This window comes from Microbacterium insulae (assembly GCF_042677065.1).
GTDB lineage: Bacteria > Actinomycetota > Actinomycetes > Actinomycetales > Microbacteriaceae > Microbacterium > Microbacterium insulae.
Map to the genome: position 1 here is coordinate 451,500 of NZ_JBHTII010000002.1, position 13,722 is coordinate 465,221.

The 13,722-nt window shown below is 69.7% G+C and carries 12 protein-coding genes; 7 read left to right on the forward strand and 5 right to left on the reverse strand.

Annotated features, from left to right (window positions below; translation table 11 throughout):
- Positions 1–25: 25 nt before the first annotated feature.
- Positions 26–1,600 carry a Na+/H+ antiporter gene (locus ACFQ0P_RS14785; RefSeq protein ID WP_204979410.1) on the forward strand — a complete coding sequence of 525 codons (1,575 nt, stop codon included), beginning with the start codon at positions 26–28 and terminating at the stop codon, positions 1,598–1,600.
- Here ACFQ0P_RS14785 and ACFQ0P_RS14790 read toward each other — a convergent pair whose 3' ends face one another.
- Positions 1,601–2,500 carry a heme o synthase gene (locus tag ACFQ0P_RS14790; RefSeq protein WP_378772913.1) on the reverse strand — a complete coding sequence of 300 codons (900 nt, stop codon included), beginning with the start codon at positions 2,498–2,500 and terminating at the stop codon, positions 1,601–1,603.
- A 287-nt stretch (positions 2,501–2,787) separates the two neighbouring features.
- Between ACFQ0P_RS14790 and tkt the strand changes: the two genes are divergently transcribed.
- The 6 genes from tkt to pgl are packed head-to-tail and all read left to right on the forward strand — an operon-like array spanning position 2,788 to position 10,999.
- Positions 2,788–4,884, forward strand: a complete 2,097-nt coding sequence (gene tkt / locus ACFQ0P_RS14795; protein WP_204979412.1) for a transketolase — start codon at positions 2,788–2,790, stop codon at positions 4,882–4,884.
- Positions 4,881–6,002, forward strand: coding sequence for a transaldolase (tal, locus tag ACFQ0P_RS14800; protein ID WP_204979413.1), 1,122 nt, complete (start codon positions 4,881–4,883; stop codon positions 6,000–6,002). Before tkt ends, tal begins: the two co-directional genes overlap by 4 nt.
- Positions 5,999–7,621, forward strand: coding sequence for a glucose-6-phosphate isomerase (locus ACFQ0P_RS14805; RefSeq protein ID WP_204979414.1), 1,623 nt, complete (start codon positions 5,999–6,001; stop codon positions 7,619–7,621). Before tal ends, ACFQ0P_RS14805 begins: the two co-directional genes overlap by 4 nt.
- A gap of 14 nt (positions 7,622–7,635) precedes the next feature.
- Complete coding sequence (zwf, locus tag ACFQ0P_RS14810; protein WP_204979415.1) at positions 7,636–9,231, forward strand: glucose-6-phosphate dehydrogenase; 1,596 nt, start codon at positions 7,636–7,638, stop codon at positions 9,229–9,231.
- Complete coding sequence (locus ACFQ0P_RS14815; protein ID WP_204979416.1) at positions 9,228–10,187, forward strand: glucose-6-phosphate dehydrogenase assembly protein OpcA; 960 nt, start codon at positions 9,228–9,230, stop codon at positions 10,185–10,187. The genes zwf and ACFQ0P_RS14815 overlap by 4 nt, the downstream gene beginning before the upstream one ends.
- A gap of 32 nt (positions 10,188–10,219) precedes the next feature.
- Positions 10,220–10,999: a 6-phosphogluconolactonase gene (gene pgl / locus ACFQ0P_RS14820; protein ID WP_204981435.1), complete on the forward strand. Its 780-nt coding sequence runs from the start codon at positions 10,220–10,222 to the stop codon at positions 10,997–10,999.
- 64 nt (positions 11,000–11,063) lie between these two features.
- Here the strand turns inward: pgl and ACFQ0P_RS14825 are convergent, their stop codons facing one another.
- The 4 genes from ACFQ0P_RS14825 to ACFQ0P_RS14840 are packed head-to-tail and all read right to left on the reverse strand — an operon-like array spanning position 11,064 to position 13,721.
- Entirely contained in the window at positions 11,064–11,420 is a 357-nt protein-coding gene (locus tag ACFQ0P_RS14825; protein ID WP_204979417.1) for an RNA polymerase-binding protein RbpA, read from the reverse strand.
- Positions 11,420–11,668 (reverse strand): preprotein translocase subunit SecG, encoded by a 249-nt coding sequence (gene secG / locus ACFQ0P_RS14830; RefSeq protein WP_204979418.1) that lies wholly within the window; start codon positions 11,666–11,668, stop codon positions 11,420–11,422. Before secG ends, ACFQ0P_RS14825 begins: the two co-directional genes overlap by 1 nt.
- A gap of 56 nt (positions 11,669–11,724) precedes the next feature.
- On the reverse strand, positions 11,725–12,516 hold the full coding sequence (gene tpiA / locus ACFQ0P_RS14835) for a triose-phosphate isomerase (protein WP_204979419.1): 792 nt from the start codon (positions 12,514–12,516) through the stop codon (positions 11,725–11,727).
- The gene (locus ACFQ0P_RS14840; RefSeq protein ID WP_204979420.1) at positions 12,504–13,721 is read right to left on the reverse strand and encodes a phosphoglycerate kinase; all 1,218 of its coding nucleotides are present in this window, start codon (positions 13,719–13,721) and stop codon (positions 12,504–12,506) included. The genes tpiA and ACFQ0P_RS14840 overlap by 13 nt, the downstream gene beginning before the upstream one ends.
- Position 13,722: the final 1 nt, after the last annotated feature.

Genomic DNA, 13,722 nt, shown 5'->3' on the forward strand with positions numbered 1-13,722 from the left:
GCGTTCCCGGCCCGATACTGAAGGCGTGAACGCTGTCGAATCGATCACCTGGATCGTCCTGTTCGTTCTGACGACCGTCACCGTCACCGGTGTCGTCGGCCGTATCGGATGGTCCGCCCCGGTCGCGCTGGTCGCGGTCGGGGGAATCGTCTCGTTCGTACCGGGCATCCCGCAGGTCACGGTCGAGCCCGATCTGATCCTGTACGGGATCCTCCCGCCGCTGCTCTTCGCCGCCGCCATCCGCACCTCGGTCATCGATGTGCGCGCCCGGCGTGACAGCATCCTCCTTCTGTCCGTGGGCCTCGTCGCGTTCACCGTGGTGGTCGTCGGGTTCGCGACGTACCTGCTCGTCCCCGCGATCACCCTCGCCGCGGCGTTCGCGTTCGCCGCCGTCGTCGCTCCCACCGATGCGATCGCCGTGACCGCGATCGCCGGACGGCTCGGCCTGCCACGTCGCGTCGTGACGATCCTGGAGGGGGAGAGTCTGCTCAACGACGCGACAGCGCTCGTCGCGCTCAACGCCTCGATCGCGGCGATCGTGGCTGTCGTCACGCCCGCGGACATCGCGACCGACTTCGTCATCGCCGTCGTCGCGGGCGTCGCCGTCGGACTCGGCGTGGGCTGGCTCGTCTCGCTCGTTCGCTCACGGCTACGCTCCCCCGTGCTCGACACGAGCCTCATCCTGATCATCCCCTTCGCCGCGTTCCTCCTGGCCGAGGTCGTGCGCGGCTCCGGGGTCCTGGCGGTGGTCATCGCCGGTCTCTTCCTCGGCTTCCGCGCCCCGACCGTCGCCTCCGCCGAAGCCCGTGTCGCGGAGCGCGTCAACTGGAAGACGATCCAGTTCCTGCTCGAGAACGCGGTGTTCCTCTTCATCGGCCTCAACCTGAGCGGCATCCTTGCGGAAGCGATCGAGACCGGCCCCGGTGTGTGGCCCACGGTTCTCATCTGTGCGGGAATCCTGCTCACCCTCGTCGTCTCGCGCTTCGCGTGGGTCATGGCGACGACGCTGCTCTACCGCAAGGGCCCGCGCCGCCTCCGCGAGCGCAGCTGGGCGTGGGGCAACGGCGTCGCGGTCGCCTCGGCGGGCGTTCGCGGTGTCGTGACGCTCGCGGCGGTCTTCCTGCTGCCCCCCGAGACCCCGGACCGCGAGTACCTGCAGTTCCTCGCCTTCGTCGTGGTCGTGGCGAGCCTCGTCGGCGGCCTCGCCCTGCCGTGGGTGGTGCGCCGGCTGCATCTTCCGGCGCCCAGCCTGAACCAGGAGCTGACGGAGCGACGCCTGCTCATGGCGGAGGCGAGGGCCGCCGGCATCCGACGTCTCGAGCAGGAGGCGACTCCGGGCGACGAGCAGCGGATCGTCGACCAGCTCCGCGCCGACGCGGTCTTCCTCGGCGAGACGCTGGAGATCTACGGCCCGGATGCCTCGATCCCGCAGCTCGAGTCCAAGCTCCGTCTCCGCCGGGCCATGCTCGACTCCGAGCGCACCGCGGTCCTCGAGGCCCGCCGCGAGGGTCGCTACCAAGAACCGGCGATCATGGCCGCTCTCCAGGCCATCGACGCCGAGGAGACAGCGCTCAAGGCTCAGATCCCGCAGCAGGACTGACTAGAACGGCAGCAGCGGGTCGACCGCGATCGCCACGAACAGCAGCGTGAGGTACGTGATCGACGCGTGGAACACCCGCATCGGTCGCGGCTCCGTCCCGCGGACGGCACGGTTGTACAGCCGGTGCGACTCGTAGATGAACCAGCCGCCGAAGACGAGCGCCGAGACCGTGTACACCAGCCCCATGCCGGCGACCGGGACGAGCAGCAGCGAGCACGCGACGGTCGCCCACGCGTAGAGGATGACCTGCAGCCCCACCTGCGAACCGTTGCGCGTCGCCCCGAGCATCGGCACGTTCACGTCGTCGTACTGCTGCTTGTACTTCATCGACAGCGGCCAGTAGTGCGGCGGCGTCCACAGGAACACGAGGGCGAAGAGGATGACCGGCGGCCACGCGAGCGAGCCCGTGACGGCCGTCCACCCGATGAGCACGGGGAAGCAGCCGGCGATGCCGCCCCACACGATGTTCTGCTCGGTCCGGCGCTTGAGGATCATCGTGTAGATGACGACGTAGAAGAAGATCGCCCCCGCCGAGAGGACGGCGGCCAGCCAGTTGGTCGTCAGCCAGAGCCACGCCGTCGAGAAGACGGCGAGCGTCCACGCGAAGACCAGTGCGCCACGCGGCGACACCTCACCGGTGACCAGCGGGCGGTTCACGGTCCGCTGCATGTGCGCGTCGATGTCGCGATCGAGGTACATGTTGAACGCCGCGGCGGAGCCCGCGCTCGCTGTGCCCCCGATCACGGTCGCGAGCACGAGCCACAGGCTCGGGAATCCGCCCTCGGCGAGGATCATGACGGGGACGGTCGTGACCAGGAGCAGCTCCAGCACGCGTGGCTTCATCAGCGCGATGTACGCGCGCACGGTGCGAGCGAAGGGCTGACGCGTCCCGCGCGACATCGGAGAGGTCGCCGCGGATCCCGCCGTCGTCGTGATGTCCATCGCCCCCGCAATCGCCGCCCGCTGAACCAGCGTCAAGTCTATGGCATCGGCCGCGCACGACCGGGCGCCGGGGACCGTCTCCACAGCGCAAGACTCCGTCACACTGCGCTGCGCATGGCCGGTGCGGCATGCCCCTTCGCTATGCTGAGGAAACACGCGCGCCCCGCGCCGATCCCCCTTCTCCGTCCTGGACGAGGCTGCGGCACGGCCCTCGTCGGGCGCTCCTTCATGAGAGAGGCGGTCCCGTGTCGGAACTGCGTTGGGATGAGATCGATCGGCGCGCGGTGGACACCGCTCGAGTTCTCGCGGCGGACGCCGTGGAGAAGGTGGGCAACGGCCACCCGGGCACCGCGATGAGCCTCGCGCCGGCGGCTTACCTGCTGTACCAGCGGGTGATGCGCCACGACCCGGCCGACACGCACTGGCTGGGCCGTGACCGGTTCATCCTCTCCGCCGGGCACTCCTCGCTCACGCAGTACGTCCAGCTCTACCTGGGCGGATTCGGGCTGGAGCTGGACGACCTCAAGGCGCTGCGCACCTGGGGCTCGAAGACCCCCGGGCACCCCGAGTACGGCCACACCGCGGGGGTCGAGATCACGACCGGACCGCTCGGGCAGGGCCTCGCCTCGTCCGTAGGGTTCGCGTACGCCGCGCGCTACGAGCGGGGGCTGTTCGACCCCGAGGCGCCGGCGGGCACTTCGCCCTTCGACCACCACGTCTACGTCATCGCGAGCGACGGCGACCTGCAGGAGGGCGTCACGTCCGAAGCCTCGAGCCTCGCAGGACACCAGCAGCTCGGCAACCTCATCGCGATCTACGACTCCAACCAGATCTCGATCGAGGACGACACCAACGTCGCCTTCACCGAAGACGTCGCGGGCCGCTACGAGGCCTACGGCTGGCACGTGCAGACGGTGGACTGGAAGAAGTCGGGCGAGTACGTCGAGGACGTCGAAGAGCTCTACGCCGCGATCGAGGCCGCCAAGGGCGAGACCGACAAGCCGTCGCTCATCATCCTCCGCACGATCATCGGCTGGCCGTCGCCCGGCAAGCAGGACACCGGCAAGATCCACGGCTCGGCGCTCGGCGCGGACGAGCTGGCCGCGACCAAGAAGGTGCTGGGCTTCGACCCCGAGCAGTCCTTCTTCGTGGCCGATGATGTGATCGCGCACACCCGGTCCCTCACGGAGCGCGCGGCCGCCGAACATGCCGCCTGGCAGGAGTCGTTCGACGCCTGGGCCGCGGCGAACCCGGAGCGCAAGGCTCTTCTCGATCGCCTGCTCGCGGGCGAGCTCCCCGAGGGCATCGCCGATGCCCTCCCCTCGTTCGAAGCAGGCAAGGACGTCTCGACGCGTGCGGCGTCTGGCGTGGTCATCAATGCGCTGGCCGCTCAGCTCCCCGAGCTCTGGGGCGGCTCGGCGGATCTGGCGGAGTCGAACCTCACCACGATCAAGGACGCATCGTCGTTCATCCCCTCCGAGTGGTCGACGCACGAGTGGTCCGGCGATCCGTACGGCCGCGTGCTGCACTTCGGCATCCGCGAGCACGCCATGGCAGCCATCGTCAACGGAATCAAGCTGCACGGGCCGACCCGTCCGTTCGGCGGCACGTTCCTCATCTTCAGCGACTACATGCGCCCGTCCGTCCGGCTGGCCGCGCTGATGGACATCCCGTCGGTCTTCGTGTGGACGCACGACTCGGTCGCCCTCGGAGAAGACGGCCCCACCCATCAGCCGATCGAGCAGCTCGCGACGCTGCGGGCCATCCCGAACTTCACGGTGGTGCGCCCGGCCGATGCCAACGAGACGGCGGCCGCGTGGCTGGAGATCCTCCGGCGTCAGGGCGGCCCGGCCGGTATCGCGCTGACCCGCCAGAACATCCCGGTGTTCCCGCGCGGCGAGGGCGAGGCATCCGGTGACGTCTTCGCATCGGCCGACGGCGTCGCAAAGGGCGCCTACGTGCTGGCCGAGGCGCCGAACGGCACCCCCGACGTCATCGTCATCGCGACCGGTTCCGAGGTGCAGCTCGCCGTCGCCGCGCGTGAGACGCTCGCCGCCGAGGGCGTCAACGTCCGCGTCGTCTCGGCTCCGTCGCTCGAGTGGTTCGACGAGCAGGACGAGGCGTACCGCGAGTCGGTGCTCCCCTCGTCCATCAGGGCCCGTGTGTCCGTCGAAGCCGGTTCGGCGCTCACGTGGCGCGGGATCGTCGGCGACAGGGGGCGCTCGGTCGCGATCGACCACTTCGGCGCCTCCGCCGACTACAAGACCCTCTTCCAGAAGTTCGGCATCACCGCCGACGCCGTCGTCCAGGCGGCACGCGAGACCATCCAGGAGAACGCATGAGCACCCCCACCGAAAAGCTCTCCGCCGCAGGCGTGAGCATCTGGCTGGACGACCTGTCGCGCGACCGAATCACCTCGGGCAACCTGACTGAGCTGATCAGCACGCGGAATGTGAGCGGGGTGACGACGAACCCCACCATCTTCCAGGGCGCGATCGGTGGCGGCGGGCACGCGTACGCCGACCAGATCGCGCAGCTCGCTGCGGGCGGCGCGTCGGTCGACGACGCGATCTTCGCCGCCACGACCGACGACGTGCGCGACGCCGCCGACATCTTCCGGCCCGTGTACGACGCGACCGGCGGGGTGGACGGCCGGGTGTCGATCGAGGTCTCCCCCGACCTCGCGCACGACACCGAGGCGACCATCGCGCAGGCCAAGGAGCTGTGGGCGACGGTCGGCCGTCCCAACGTGCACATCAAGATCCCCGCCACGAAGGCCGGCCTGCCCGCCATCACCGCGGTGCTCGCGGAGGGCATCTCGGTCAACGTGACCCTGATCTTCAGTCTCGGGCGGTACGCGGAGGTCATCGACGCCTACCTGTCGGGCATCGAGCAGGCGAAGGCGAACGGCCACGACATCTCGCAGATCCACTCCGTCGCATCCTTCTTCGTCTCCCGCGTGGACACCGAAGTCGACAAGCGCCTCACCGCGATCGGCGGTGACCACGCCGAGGGGCTGAAGTCGCTCGCCGGCGTCGCGAACGCGCGCCTCGCCTACGAGCTCTTCGAGCAGCAGTTCGCCACGGACCGCGCACAGGCACTGACGGATGCCGGCGCCCAACGCCAGCGCCCGCTCTGGGCCTCGACCGGCGTGAAGGACCCGGCTCTGCCCGACACCCTCTACGTCACCGAGCTCGTCGCCCCCGGGACCGTCAACACCATGCCCGAGAAGACGCTGCAGGCAACGTTCGACCACGGCGAGATCGCGGGCGACACCGTGACCGGCACGTACGAAGGCGCCCGCAAGGTCTTCGCCGACCTCGCCGAGGTGGGTGTCGACTTCGCCGACGTCACGCAGGTGCTCGAGGACGAGGGTGTCGACAAGTTCATCGCGTCGTGGCACGACCTCCAGGCCACGGTCAAGGCGGCGCTCGAAGCAGCGCCGGAGGTCACACGATGAGCTTCGACATCCACCTCTCCGGTCACGTGAAGTCCGTCGTCGACGCCACCCTGCCCTCCCTGGTGGCGAGCCTGGTCGCGTCGGGGATCACCGCCGGCGACAGCTCGCTGTGGGGACCCGAGGCAGAGGAGGAGGCGTCGCGGCGACTCGGCTGGGTGCAGGCGGTCAGCGTCTCGCGCCCCCTCGTGCCCCAGATCGAGGCGCTGCGTCAGCAGCTCGCGGCCAAGGGCGTCACGCGCGTCGTCCTGGCCGGCATGGGCGGCTCGTCGCTCGCCCCCGAGGTGATCGCCCAGACGGCCGGCGTGCCGCTCGTGATCCTGGACTCCACCGCACCGGGTCAGGTGCTCGCCGCGCTCGACGGAGACCCGCAGCAGGGAGACCTCACCAACACCGTTCTGGTGGTGTCGTCGAAGTCGGGATCCACCGTCGAGACCGACTCCGCCAAGCGCGCGTTCGAGGCTGCGTTCCGCGACCTCGGCATCGACCCCCTCGAGCGGATCGTGGTGGTCACCGACCCGGGCTCTCCGCTGGACCAGTCGGCCCGGGCCGACGGCTATACGGTCTTCAACGCCGACCCGACCGTCGGCGGACGCTACTCGGCGCTCACCGCCTTCGGCCTGGTTCCCAGCGGCCTGGCGGGCGTCGACATCTCGGAGCTCCTCGACGAGGCCGAGGCGTCGCTGCTCGAGGTCGCGATCGACAGCCCCGACAACCCTGCTCTCGTCCTCGCCGCCGCGATCGCCGGCGGAGAGCCGCGACGCGACAAGCTGGGTCTCGTGACCGACGGCACGCACATCGTGGGTCTTCCGGACTGGATCGAGCAGCTCGTCGCCGAGTCGACCGGCAAGGAGGGAACCGGCATCCTTCCCGTCGTGCTGCTGCCCGTCTCCCCCGAGGTCGAGAACCCGCCGGCCGACCTGCAGATCTTGCGGCTCGTCGACGAGGCCAAGCAGTTCCACCTCTTCGAGCACCACGCCGGTGAGATCCTCATCAGCGGATCACTCGGGGCGCAGTTCGTCGTCTGGGAGTACGCCACCGCCATCGCGGGCCGGATGCTCGGCATCAATCCGTTCGATCAGCCGGACGTCGAGTCGGCGAAGATCGCGGCGCGCGGCCTCCTCGAGGCCCGTCCGGAGCCGACCGAGCCGGCGTTCTCCGCCAACGGTGTCGAGGTGCGCGTGTCCGACCCGGAGCTGGCCTCCTCGGGCACGGTGGCGGGAGTGCTCGATGCGCTGTGGTCGCGTCTCCCCGCCGACGGCTACGTCTCGATCCAGGCCTACGTGAACCGCCTCGAGCTCGATCAGCTGCCCGGCCTGCGCGAGCTCGTCGCGGCCGACTCCGGCCGCCCGACGACGTTCGGCTGGGGCCCCCGGTTCCTCCATTCGACCGGCCAGTTCCACAAGGGCGGTCCCCCGACCGGTGTCTTCCTGCAGATCCTCGAGCAGACCGACGTCGACCTCGAGATCCCCGGACGACCGTTCACGTTCGGGCAGCTGATCCAGGCGCAGGCCGCCGGTGACGCGACCGTGCTGGCCGAAGGCCACGGACGACCGGTCGTGACGCTGACCCTGACCGATCCCCGCGTCGAAGTGCTCTCGCTCTTCGAAGCGGCCCAGTAGGGATCACCCCTTCGATGACTGTTCAGGACACCCCTGGATCGAGTCGCGCCGCGCGGGGCCGCGGCGTCGAGATCTCGCGCGGGCACAACCCGCTGCGCGATCCCGAGGATCGCCGTCTCAATCGGATCGCCGGACCCAGCGCTCTCGTGATCTTCGGTGTGACGGGCGACCTCTCGCGCAAGAAGCTCATGCCGGCCGTCTACGATCTGGCCAACCGCGGCCTGCTCCCTCCCGGGTTCGCCCTGGTGGGCTTCGCGCGCCGCGACTGGGAGGACCAGGACTTCGCGGAGGTCGTCCACGACGCCGTCCGGCAGCACGCGAGGACGGAGTTCCGCGACGAGACGTGGCAGCAGCTCCTGCAGGGCATCCGGTTCGTCTCGGGCGAGTTCGGCGACCCCGAGGCGTTCCGGCGTCTGCGCGAGACGGTGGACAAGCTCGACGTCGAGCGCGGCACGATGGGGAATCACGCGTACTACCTGTCGATCCCGCCCAAGGACTTCGCCCTCGTCGCCGAGCAGCTGCGCGCCTCGGGACTCGTCGACGACACGGCCGATCAGCCGGACCGGTGGCGGCGCGTCGTGATCGAGAAGCCCTTCGGCCACGACCTCGCGTCGGCGCAGGCGCTGAACGACGCCCTCCGCTCGACCTTCCCGACGGACTCGATCTTCCGGATCGACCACTACCTCGGCAAGGAGACGGTCCAGAACATCCTGGCGCTGCGCTTCGCGAACGAGCTGTACGAGCCGATCTGGAATCGCAACTACGTCGACCACGTGCAGATCACGATGGCCGAGGACATCGGCGTAGGCGGACGCGCCGGCTACTACGACGGCATCGGCGCCGCGCGCGACGTCATCCAGAACCACCTGCTCCAGCTCATGGCGCTCACCGCGATGGAGGAGCCCATCTCCTTCGACGCGAAACACCTGCGCGCCGAGAAGGAGAAGGTCCTCGCCGCCGTCACGCTCCCCGACGACCTCTCGCGCTCCACGGCTCGCGGGCAGTACGCCGGCGGCTGGCAGGGTGGGGAGAAGGTCCTCGGGTTCCTCGAAGAAGACGGCATGGACCCTCAGTCCACGACCGAGACGTACGCGGCCATCACGCTCGAGGTGAACACGCGTCGCTGGGCCGGTGTGCCGTTCTACCTGCGCACCGGGAAGCGGCTCGGTCGCCGCGTGACCGAGATCGCCGTGGTGTTCAAGCGCGCGCCCGAGCTGCTGTTCTCTCGCAGTCAGACCTCCGGGCAGGGCCAGAACGCCCTCGTGATCCGCGTCCAGCCCGACGAGGGCGTCACGATCCGCTTCGGCTCCAAGGTTCCGGGCGCGGGCGCTCAGGTTCGCGATGTGACGATGGACTTCGGTTACGGGCACGCCTTCACCGAGGCGAGCCCCGAGGCGTACGAGCGCCTCATCCTCGACGTGCTGCTCGGCGATCCGCCGCTCTTCCCGCGTCACGAGGAAGTGGAGCTCTCCTGGAAGATCCTCGATCCCATCGAGGAGTTCTGGACCGAGCAGGGCGGTCCTCTCGAACAGTACTCGCCGGGATCCTGGGGCCCGGCGTCGGCGGACGAGATGCTCGCCCGCGACGGCCGCACCTGGAGGCGCCCATGATCGTCGACCTTCCCGACACGAACGTCAGCAAGATCTCGCGCGCTCTCGTGAGCGTGCGCGAAGAGGGCGGCGCCGTGGCGCTCGGCCGCGTGCTCACCCTGGTGATCATGACCCGCGAAGGCGCCATGGAGGAGGTCATCGAGGCCGCCAACGACGCGTCGCGGGAGCATCCGATGAGGGTCATCGTGCTCCTCATCGGCAACGCCGAGGAGTCCGATTCGCGGCTCGACGCCCAGATCCGCGTCGGCGGCGATGCGGGCGCGAGCGAGGTCGTCACCCTCCGCATCACCGGCGAAGCCGGGCGATCCAACCTCGAGTCCCTCGTGACCGGTCTGCTGCTCCCCGACGCGCCCGTGGTCGTGTGGTGGCCCAACCGCACGCCTGCGAACCCCTCGGAGACCTCGATCGGGCGCATCGCCCAGCGACGGATCACGGATGCCGCCACCAAGTCAGATCCGTCGGCGTGGGTCGCGTCCCTCGGCGAGCACTACGCACCCGGCGACACCGACCTCGCGTGGACGCGGCTCACGCGCTGGCGCGAGCAGCTCGCCGCGATCCTCGATCAGCCGCCGTACGAGCCCGTGACGGGCGTCCGCGTGCGCGGGGCATCCGACTCGCCCTCCACGGCGCTGCTCGCGGCCTGGCTGCGTCTGGCGCTCGACGTGCCGGTCGACTGGGGATATCTCGACCCCGAGGAGTGGCCGCACGGCATCAAGTCCGTCAGTCTCGTCCGCGAGGGCGGCGAGGTCCTGCTGGAGCGCCCCACCGCCGGGTCGGCGATCCTGACGCAGCCCGGACAGCCGAGCCACGAACTCGCTTTCCCCCGCCGGACGCTGCGCGAGTGCCTGGCCGAGGAGCTTCGGCGCCTCGACCCGGACGTCCTGTATGGTCGAGTGATCACGGAGGGCTGGGAGCTGCTCGACCCTCCGGCGACGAAGGAGACGCAGGACGCATGACGCATGAGCGAGTCGTATGGTGAGTGACCGCGATGGTTGAGGCCTGGGCCGAGAAGCGCGTCGTCATCAGTCCCGATCCCTCGAGCCTCGCCGACTCGGTGGCCGCGCGGTTCCTCAGTCGCATCGCGAAGCGTGTCGACGAGGGCAAGCCCGCGCACGTGTCGCTCACCGGCGGCTCCATGGGTTCGGCCGTGCTCGCCGCCGCTGCGAAGAGCCCGCGCGTCGAGCGCATCGACTGGTCGCGGGTGCACTTCTGGTGGAGCGACGAACGCTTCGTTCCGGCCGGGCATCCCGACCGCAACGATCAGCAGGCGCGCACCGCACTGCTGGACTCCCTCGGGCTCCCCGCCGCGAACATCCACGCGCCCGCGGCCAGCGACGACGGCCTCGAACTGGATGCCGCGGCAGAGGCGTACGCCGCGGAGCTGGCACGCTTCGCCGGCGTCGACGGTCCCTGGCCGTCGTTCGACGTCTGCTTCCTCGGCGTCGGCCCCGACGGGCACATCGCCTCCCTTTTCCCGGATCGCCCGGAGATCCTCATCACCGACCGGGCGGTCGTGGCGGTGCGAGACTCCCCCAAGCCCCCGCCGTCGCGCATCTCGATGACGCGTCCGGTGATCAACAGCTCCAAGCGCGTCTGGATGGTGCTGGCCGGGACCGACAAGGCGTCCGCGCTCGGACTCGCGCTCGCCGGCGCGAGCTACGCGAGCGTGCCCGCGGCGGGTGCGAAGGGCCGCAAGCGCACCGTGTTCTTCATCGATCTCGCTGCGGCGGCCAACGTGCCGCCCGAGCTCATCGACCGCGAGTACTGAGGCGACTGCTGACACGAGAAGAGCGGATGCCTCGGCATCCGCTCTTCTGTCGCTTGTGGTGTCGTCAGTCCTGACCGCGGCGCTCACGGAGTTGCTTGAGCGCATCGTCGAGGAGGGCGTCGGCCTCTTCCTCTGTGCGGCGCTCCTTCACGTAGGCGAGGTGGGTCTTGTACGGCTCGGTCTTCGCAACGGCGGGCGGGTTCTCCTTGTCACGGCCCGCGGGAAGACCGGAGTGCGGGGAGTCGATCGTCTCGGGGATCTCCTCTTCGGGGATTCCCGCGGCGAAGTACCGCACGGTCTCGTTTCCGAGCGCGTCCCAGTACGAGATCGCGATGCGGTCTGCGTGGAAGCCGTGGTCCTGCTCCCCCATCGGCCCGGCACCGACGCGGGTGCCGCGGATCGCGTTGCCTCCGGTCGCCATCAGAGCGCCTGGAACTTCGTGATGAGGCCGAGCGCCACGATGGCGACGAACCACGCGAGGGCGAGGATCACCGTGAACCGGTTGAGGTTGCGCTCAGCGAGGCCCGACGAGCCGAGGGCGGACGTCATGCCGCCGCCGAACATGTCGGACAGGCCGCCGCCGCGCCCCTTGTGGAGCAGGATGAGGAGGGTCAGCAGGAGGCTCGTGATACCGAGGAGCACCTGCAGGACGAACTCGAGGATCTGCACAGTCGTTGAAGCCTTTCGCCGCGATCCGCCGATCGCACAAGGGTCGAGTATACCGGTCAGACGCCCACGTGCTTCTGGTACCGGATGATGGCGGCGAACTCGTCCACGACGAGGCTCGCTCCGCCGACGAGCGCGCCGTCCACATCGGGCTCCCGCATGAAGCTCGCGATGTTCGCCGCCTTGACCGATCCGCCGTACAGGACGCGCGTGCGTGCGGCCGCCTCGTCGCCCAGCTTCTCGGCGATCACGCCGCGCACGGCGGCGCACACCTCCTGGGCCTGCTCGGGCGAGGCGACCTGTCCGGTGCCGATCGCCCAGACCGGCTCGTACGCCACGACGATCTCGGCGTCGGCGGGCACGCCGTCGAGCGCCACTCTCAGCTGTGCCACCGAGACCGCGGTCGGGCCCGACTCCTCACGCTGCTCCAGCGTCTCGCCGACGCAGATGACCGGGACGAGCCCGTGGCGCAGTGCGGCCTTCACCTTCGCCGCCACGACCTCGTCGGTCTCGGCGTGGTACTGGCGACGCTCGGAGTGCCCGATGATGACGTAGCGGTTGGCGAGCTTCGCCAGGAAAGCTCCCGACACCTCGCCGGTGTAAGCGCCGGAGTCGTGCGCCGACAGATCCTGAGCGCCGAGCGCGAACGGGATCTTGTCCGCGTCGAGCAGCGTCTGGACCGTGCGCAGATCGGTGAACGGCGGGAACACCGCCACCTCGACCGAGCCGTCCTCGTGCTTGGCGTCCTTGAGGGTCCAGTGCAGCTTCTGGACGAACGCGACCGCCTGCAGGTGGTCGAGGTTCATCTTCCAGTTGCCGGCGATGAGCGGGGTGCGGGTCATGCCTGCCATCCGAGGACCTCCAGTCCGGGGAGCTTCTTGCCTTCCAGGAACTCGAGGCTCGCGCCCCCTCCGGTCGAGATGTGCCCGAACCGGTCGTCCGCGAAGCCGAGCTGACGGACGGCGGCTGCCGAGTCCCCTCCGCCGACGACCGAGAGTCCGTCGACCTCGGTGAGGGCTTCGGCGACCTCTCTCGTACCGGCGGCGAATGCCGCCATCTCGAAGACGCCCATCGGGCCGTTCCAGAAGACCGTCTTGGATCCGCGCACCGCCTCAGCGAACCGCGCGGCGGTCTCGGGGCCGATGTCGAGCCCGATGCCGGTGTCGCCGAACGGAGTCTCCTCGAGCGCATCGGCGGGGGCGACGACGTGCTCGGCGTCTGCGCTGAAGGACGCGGCCATCACGGCATCCACCGGGAGGAGCAGCTCGACCCCGTTCTCCTGCGCCGTCGTCATGTAGCGCGTGACGGTGTCGATCTGGTCTGCCTCCAGGAGCGACTTGCCGACGCGATACCCCTTGGCGGCCAGGAAGGTGAACAGCATCCCTCCGCCGACGAGGATCTTGTCGGCGCGCGGCAGGAGGTGCTCGATCACGCCGAGCTTGTCGCTCACCTTCGACCCGCCCAGGACGACCGTGTACGGCCGCTCGGGGTTCTCCGTCAGGCGGTCGAGGACGTCCAGTTCCTTCTCGATGAGCGTGCCCGCCGCGGAGGGCAGGATCTGCGCGAGATCGTAGACGGACGCCTGCTTGCGGTGGACGACGCCGAAGCCGTCCGAGACGAGGACATCCCCGAGACCCGCGAGCTCCTCGGCGAAGGCGCGACGCGCCGCGTCGTCCTTCGCGGTCTCGCCGGGGTTGAAGCGGAGGTTCTCGATCACCGCGACGTCGCCGTCCTCGAGGGCGGAGACGGCTTCGTGCGCCGACTCCCCCACCGTGTCACGTGCGAAGGCGACCGGCTTGCCGAGGAGCTCGGACAGCCGCTGCGCCACCGGGGCGAGACTGTACTTGTCATCCGGCGCGCCGTCGGGGCGGCCGAGGTGGGAGCACACGACGACGCGGGCGCCGTCGTTGATCAGACGATTCAGCGTGGGGAGCGTGGCCCGCACACGGCCATCGTCCGTGATGACGCCGTCCTTCAGGGGGACGTTCAGGTCAGCACGGACGATGACGCGCTTGCCGGCCAGCGAACCCAGGGACTCGAGGGTGCGCAGAGCCATG

Coding starts and splice junctions, on each gene's coding strand:
- ACFQ0P_RS14790 (WP_378772913.1), bottom strand. CDS start 2,500: ATGTCGCGCGGGACGCGTCAGCCCTTCGCTCGCACCGTGCGCGCGTAC.
- tal (WP_204979413.1), top strand. CDS start 4,881: ATGAGCACCCCCACCGAAAAGCTCTCCGCCGCAGGCGTGAGCATCTGG.
- ACFQ0P_RS14805 (WP_204979414.1), top strand. CDS start 5,999: ATGAGCTTCGACATCCACCTCTCCGGTCACGTGAAGTCCGTCGTCGAC.
- zwf (WP_204979415.1), top strand. CDS start 7,636: ATGACTGTTCAGGACACCCCTGGATCGAGTCGCGCCGCGCGGGGCCGC.
- ACFQ0P_RS14815 (WP_204979416.1), top strand. CDS start 9,228: ATGATCGTCGACCTTCCCGACACGAACGTCAGCAAGATCTCGCGCGCT.
- pgl (WP_204981435.1), top strand. CDS start 10,220: ATGGTTGAGGCCTGGGCCGAGAAGCGCGTCGTCATCAGTCCCGATCCC.
- ACFQ0P_RS14825 (WP_204979417.1), bottom strand. CDS start 11,420: ATGGCGACCGGAGGCAACGCGATCCGCGGCACCCGCGTCGGTGCCGGG.
- tpiA (WP_204979419.1), bottom strand. CDS start 12,516: ATGGCAGGCATGACCCGCACCCCGCTCATCGCCGGCAACTGGAAGATG.
- ACFQ0P_RS14840 (WP_204979420.1), bottom strand. CDS start 13,721: ATGGCTCTGCGCACCCTCGAGTCCCTGGGTTCGCTGGCCGGCAAGCGC.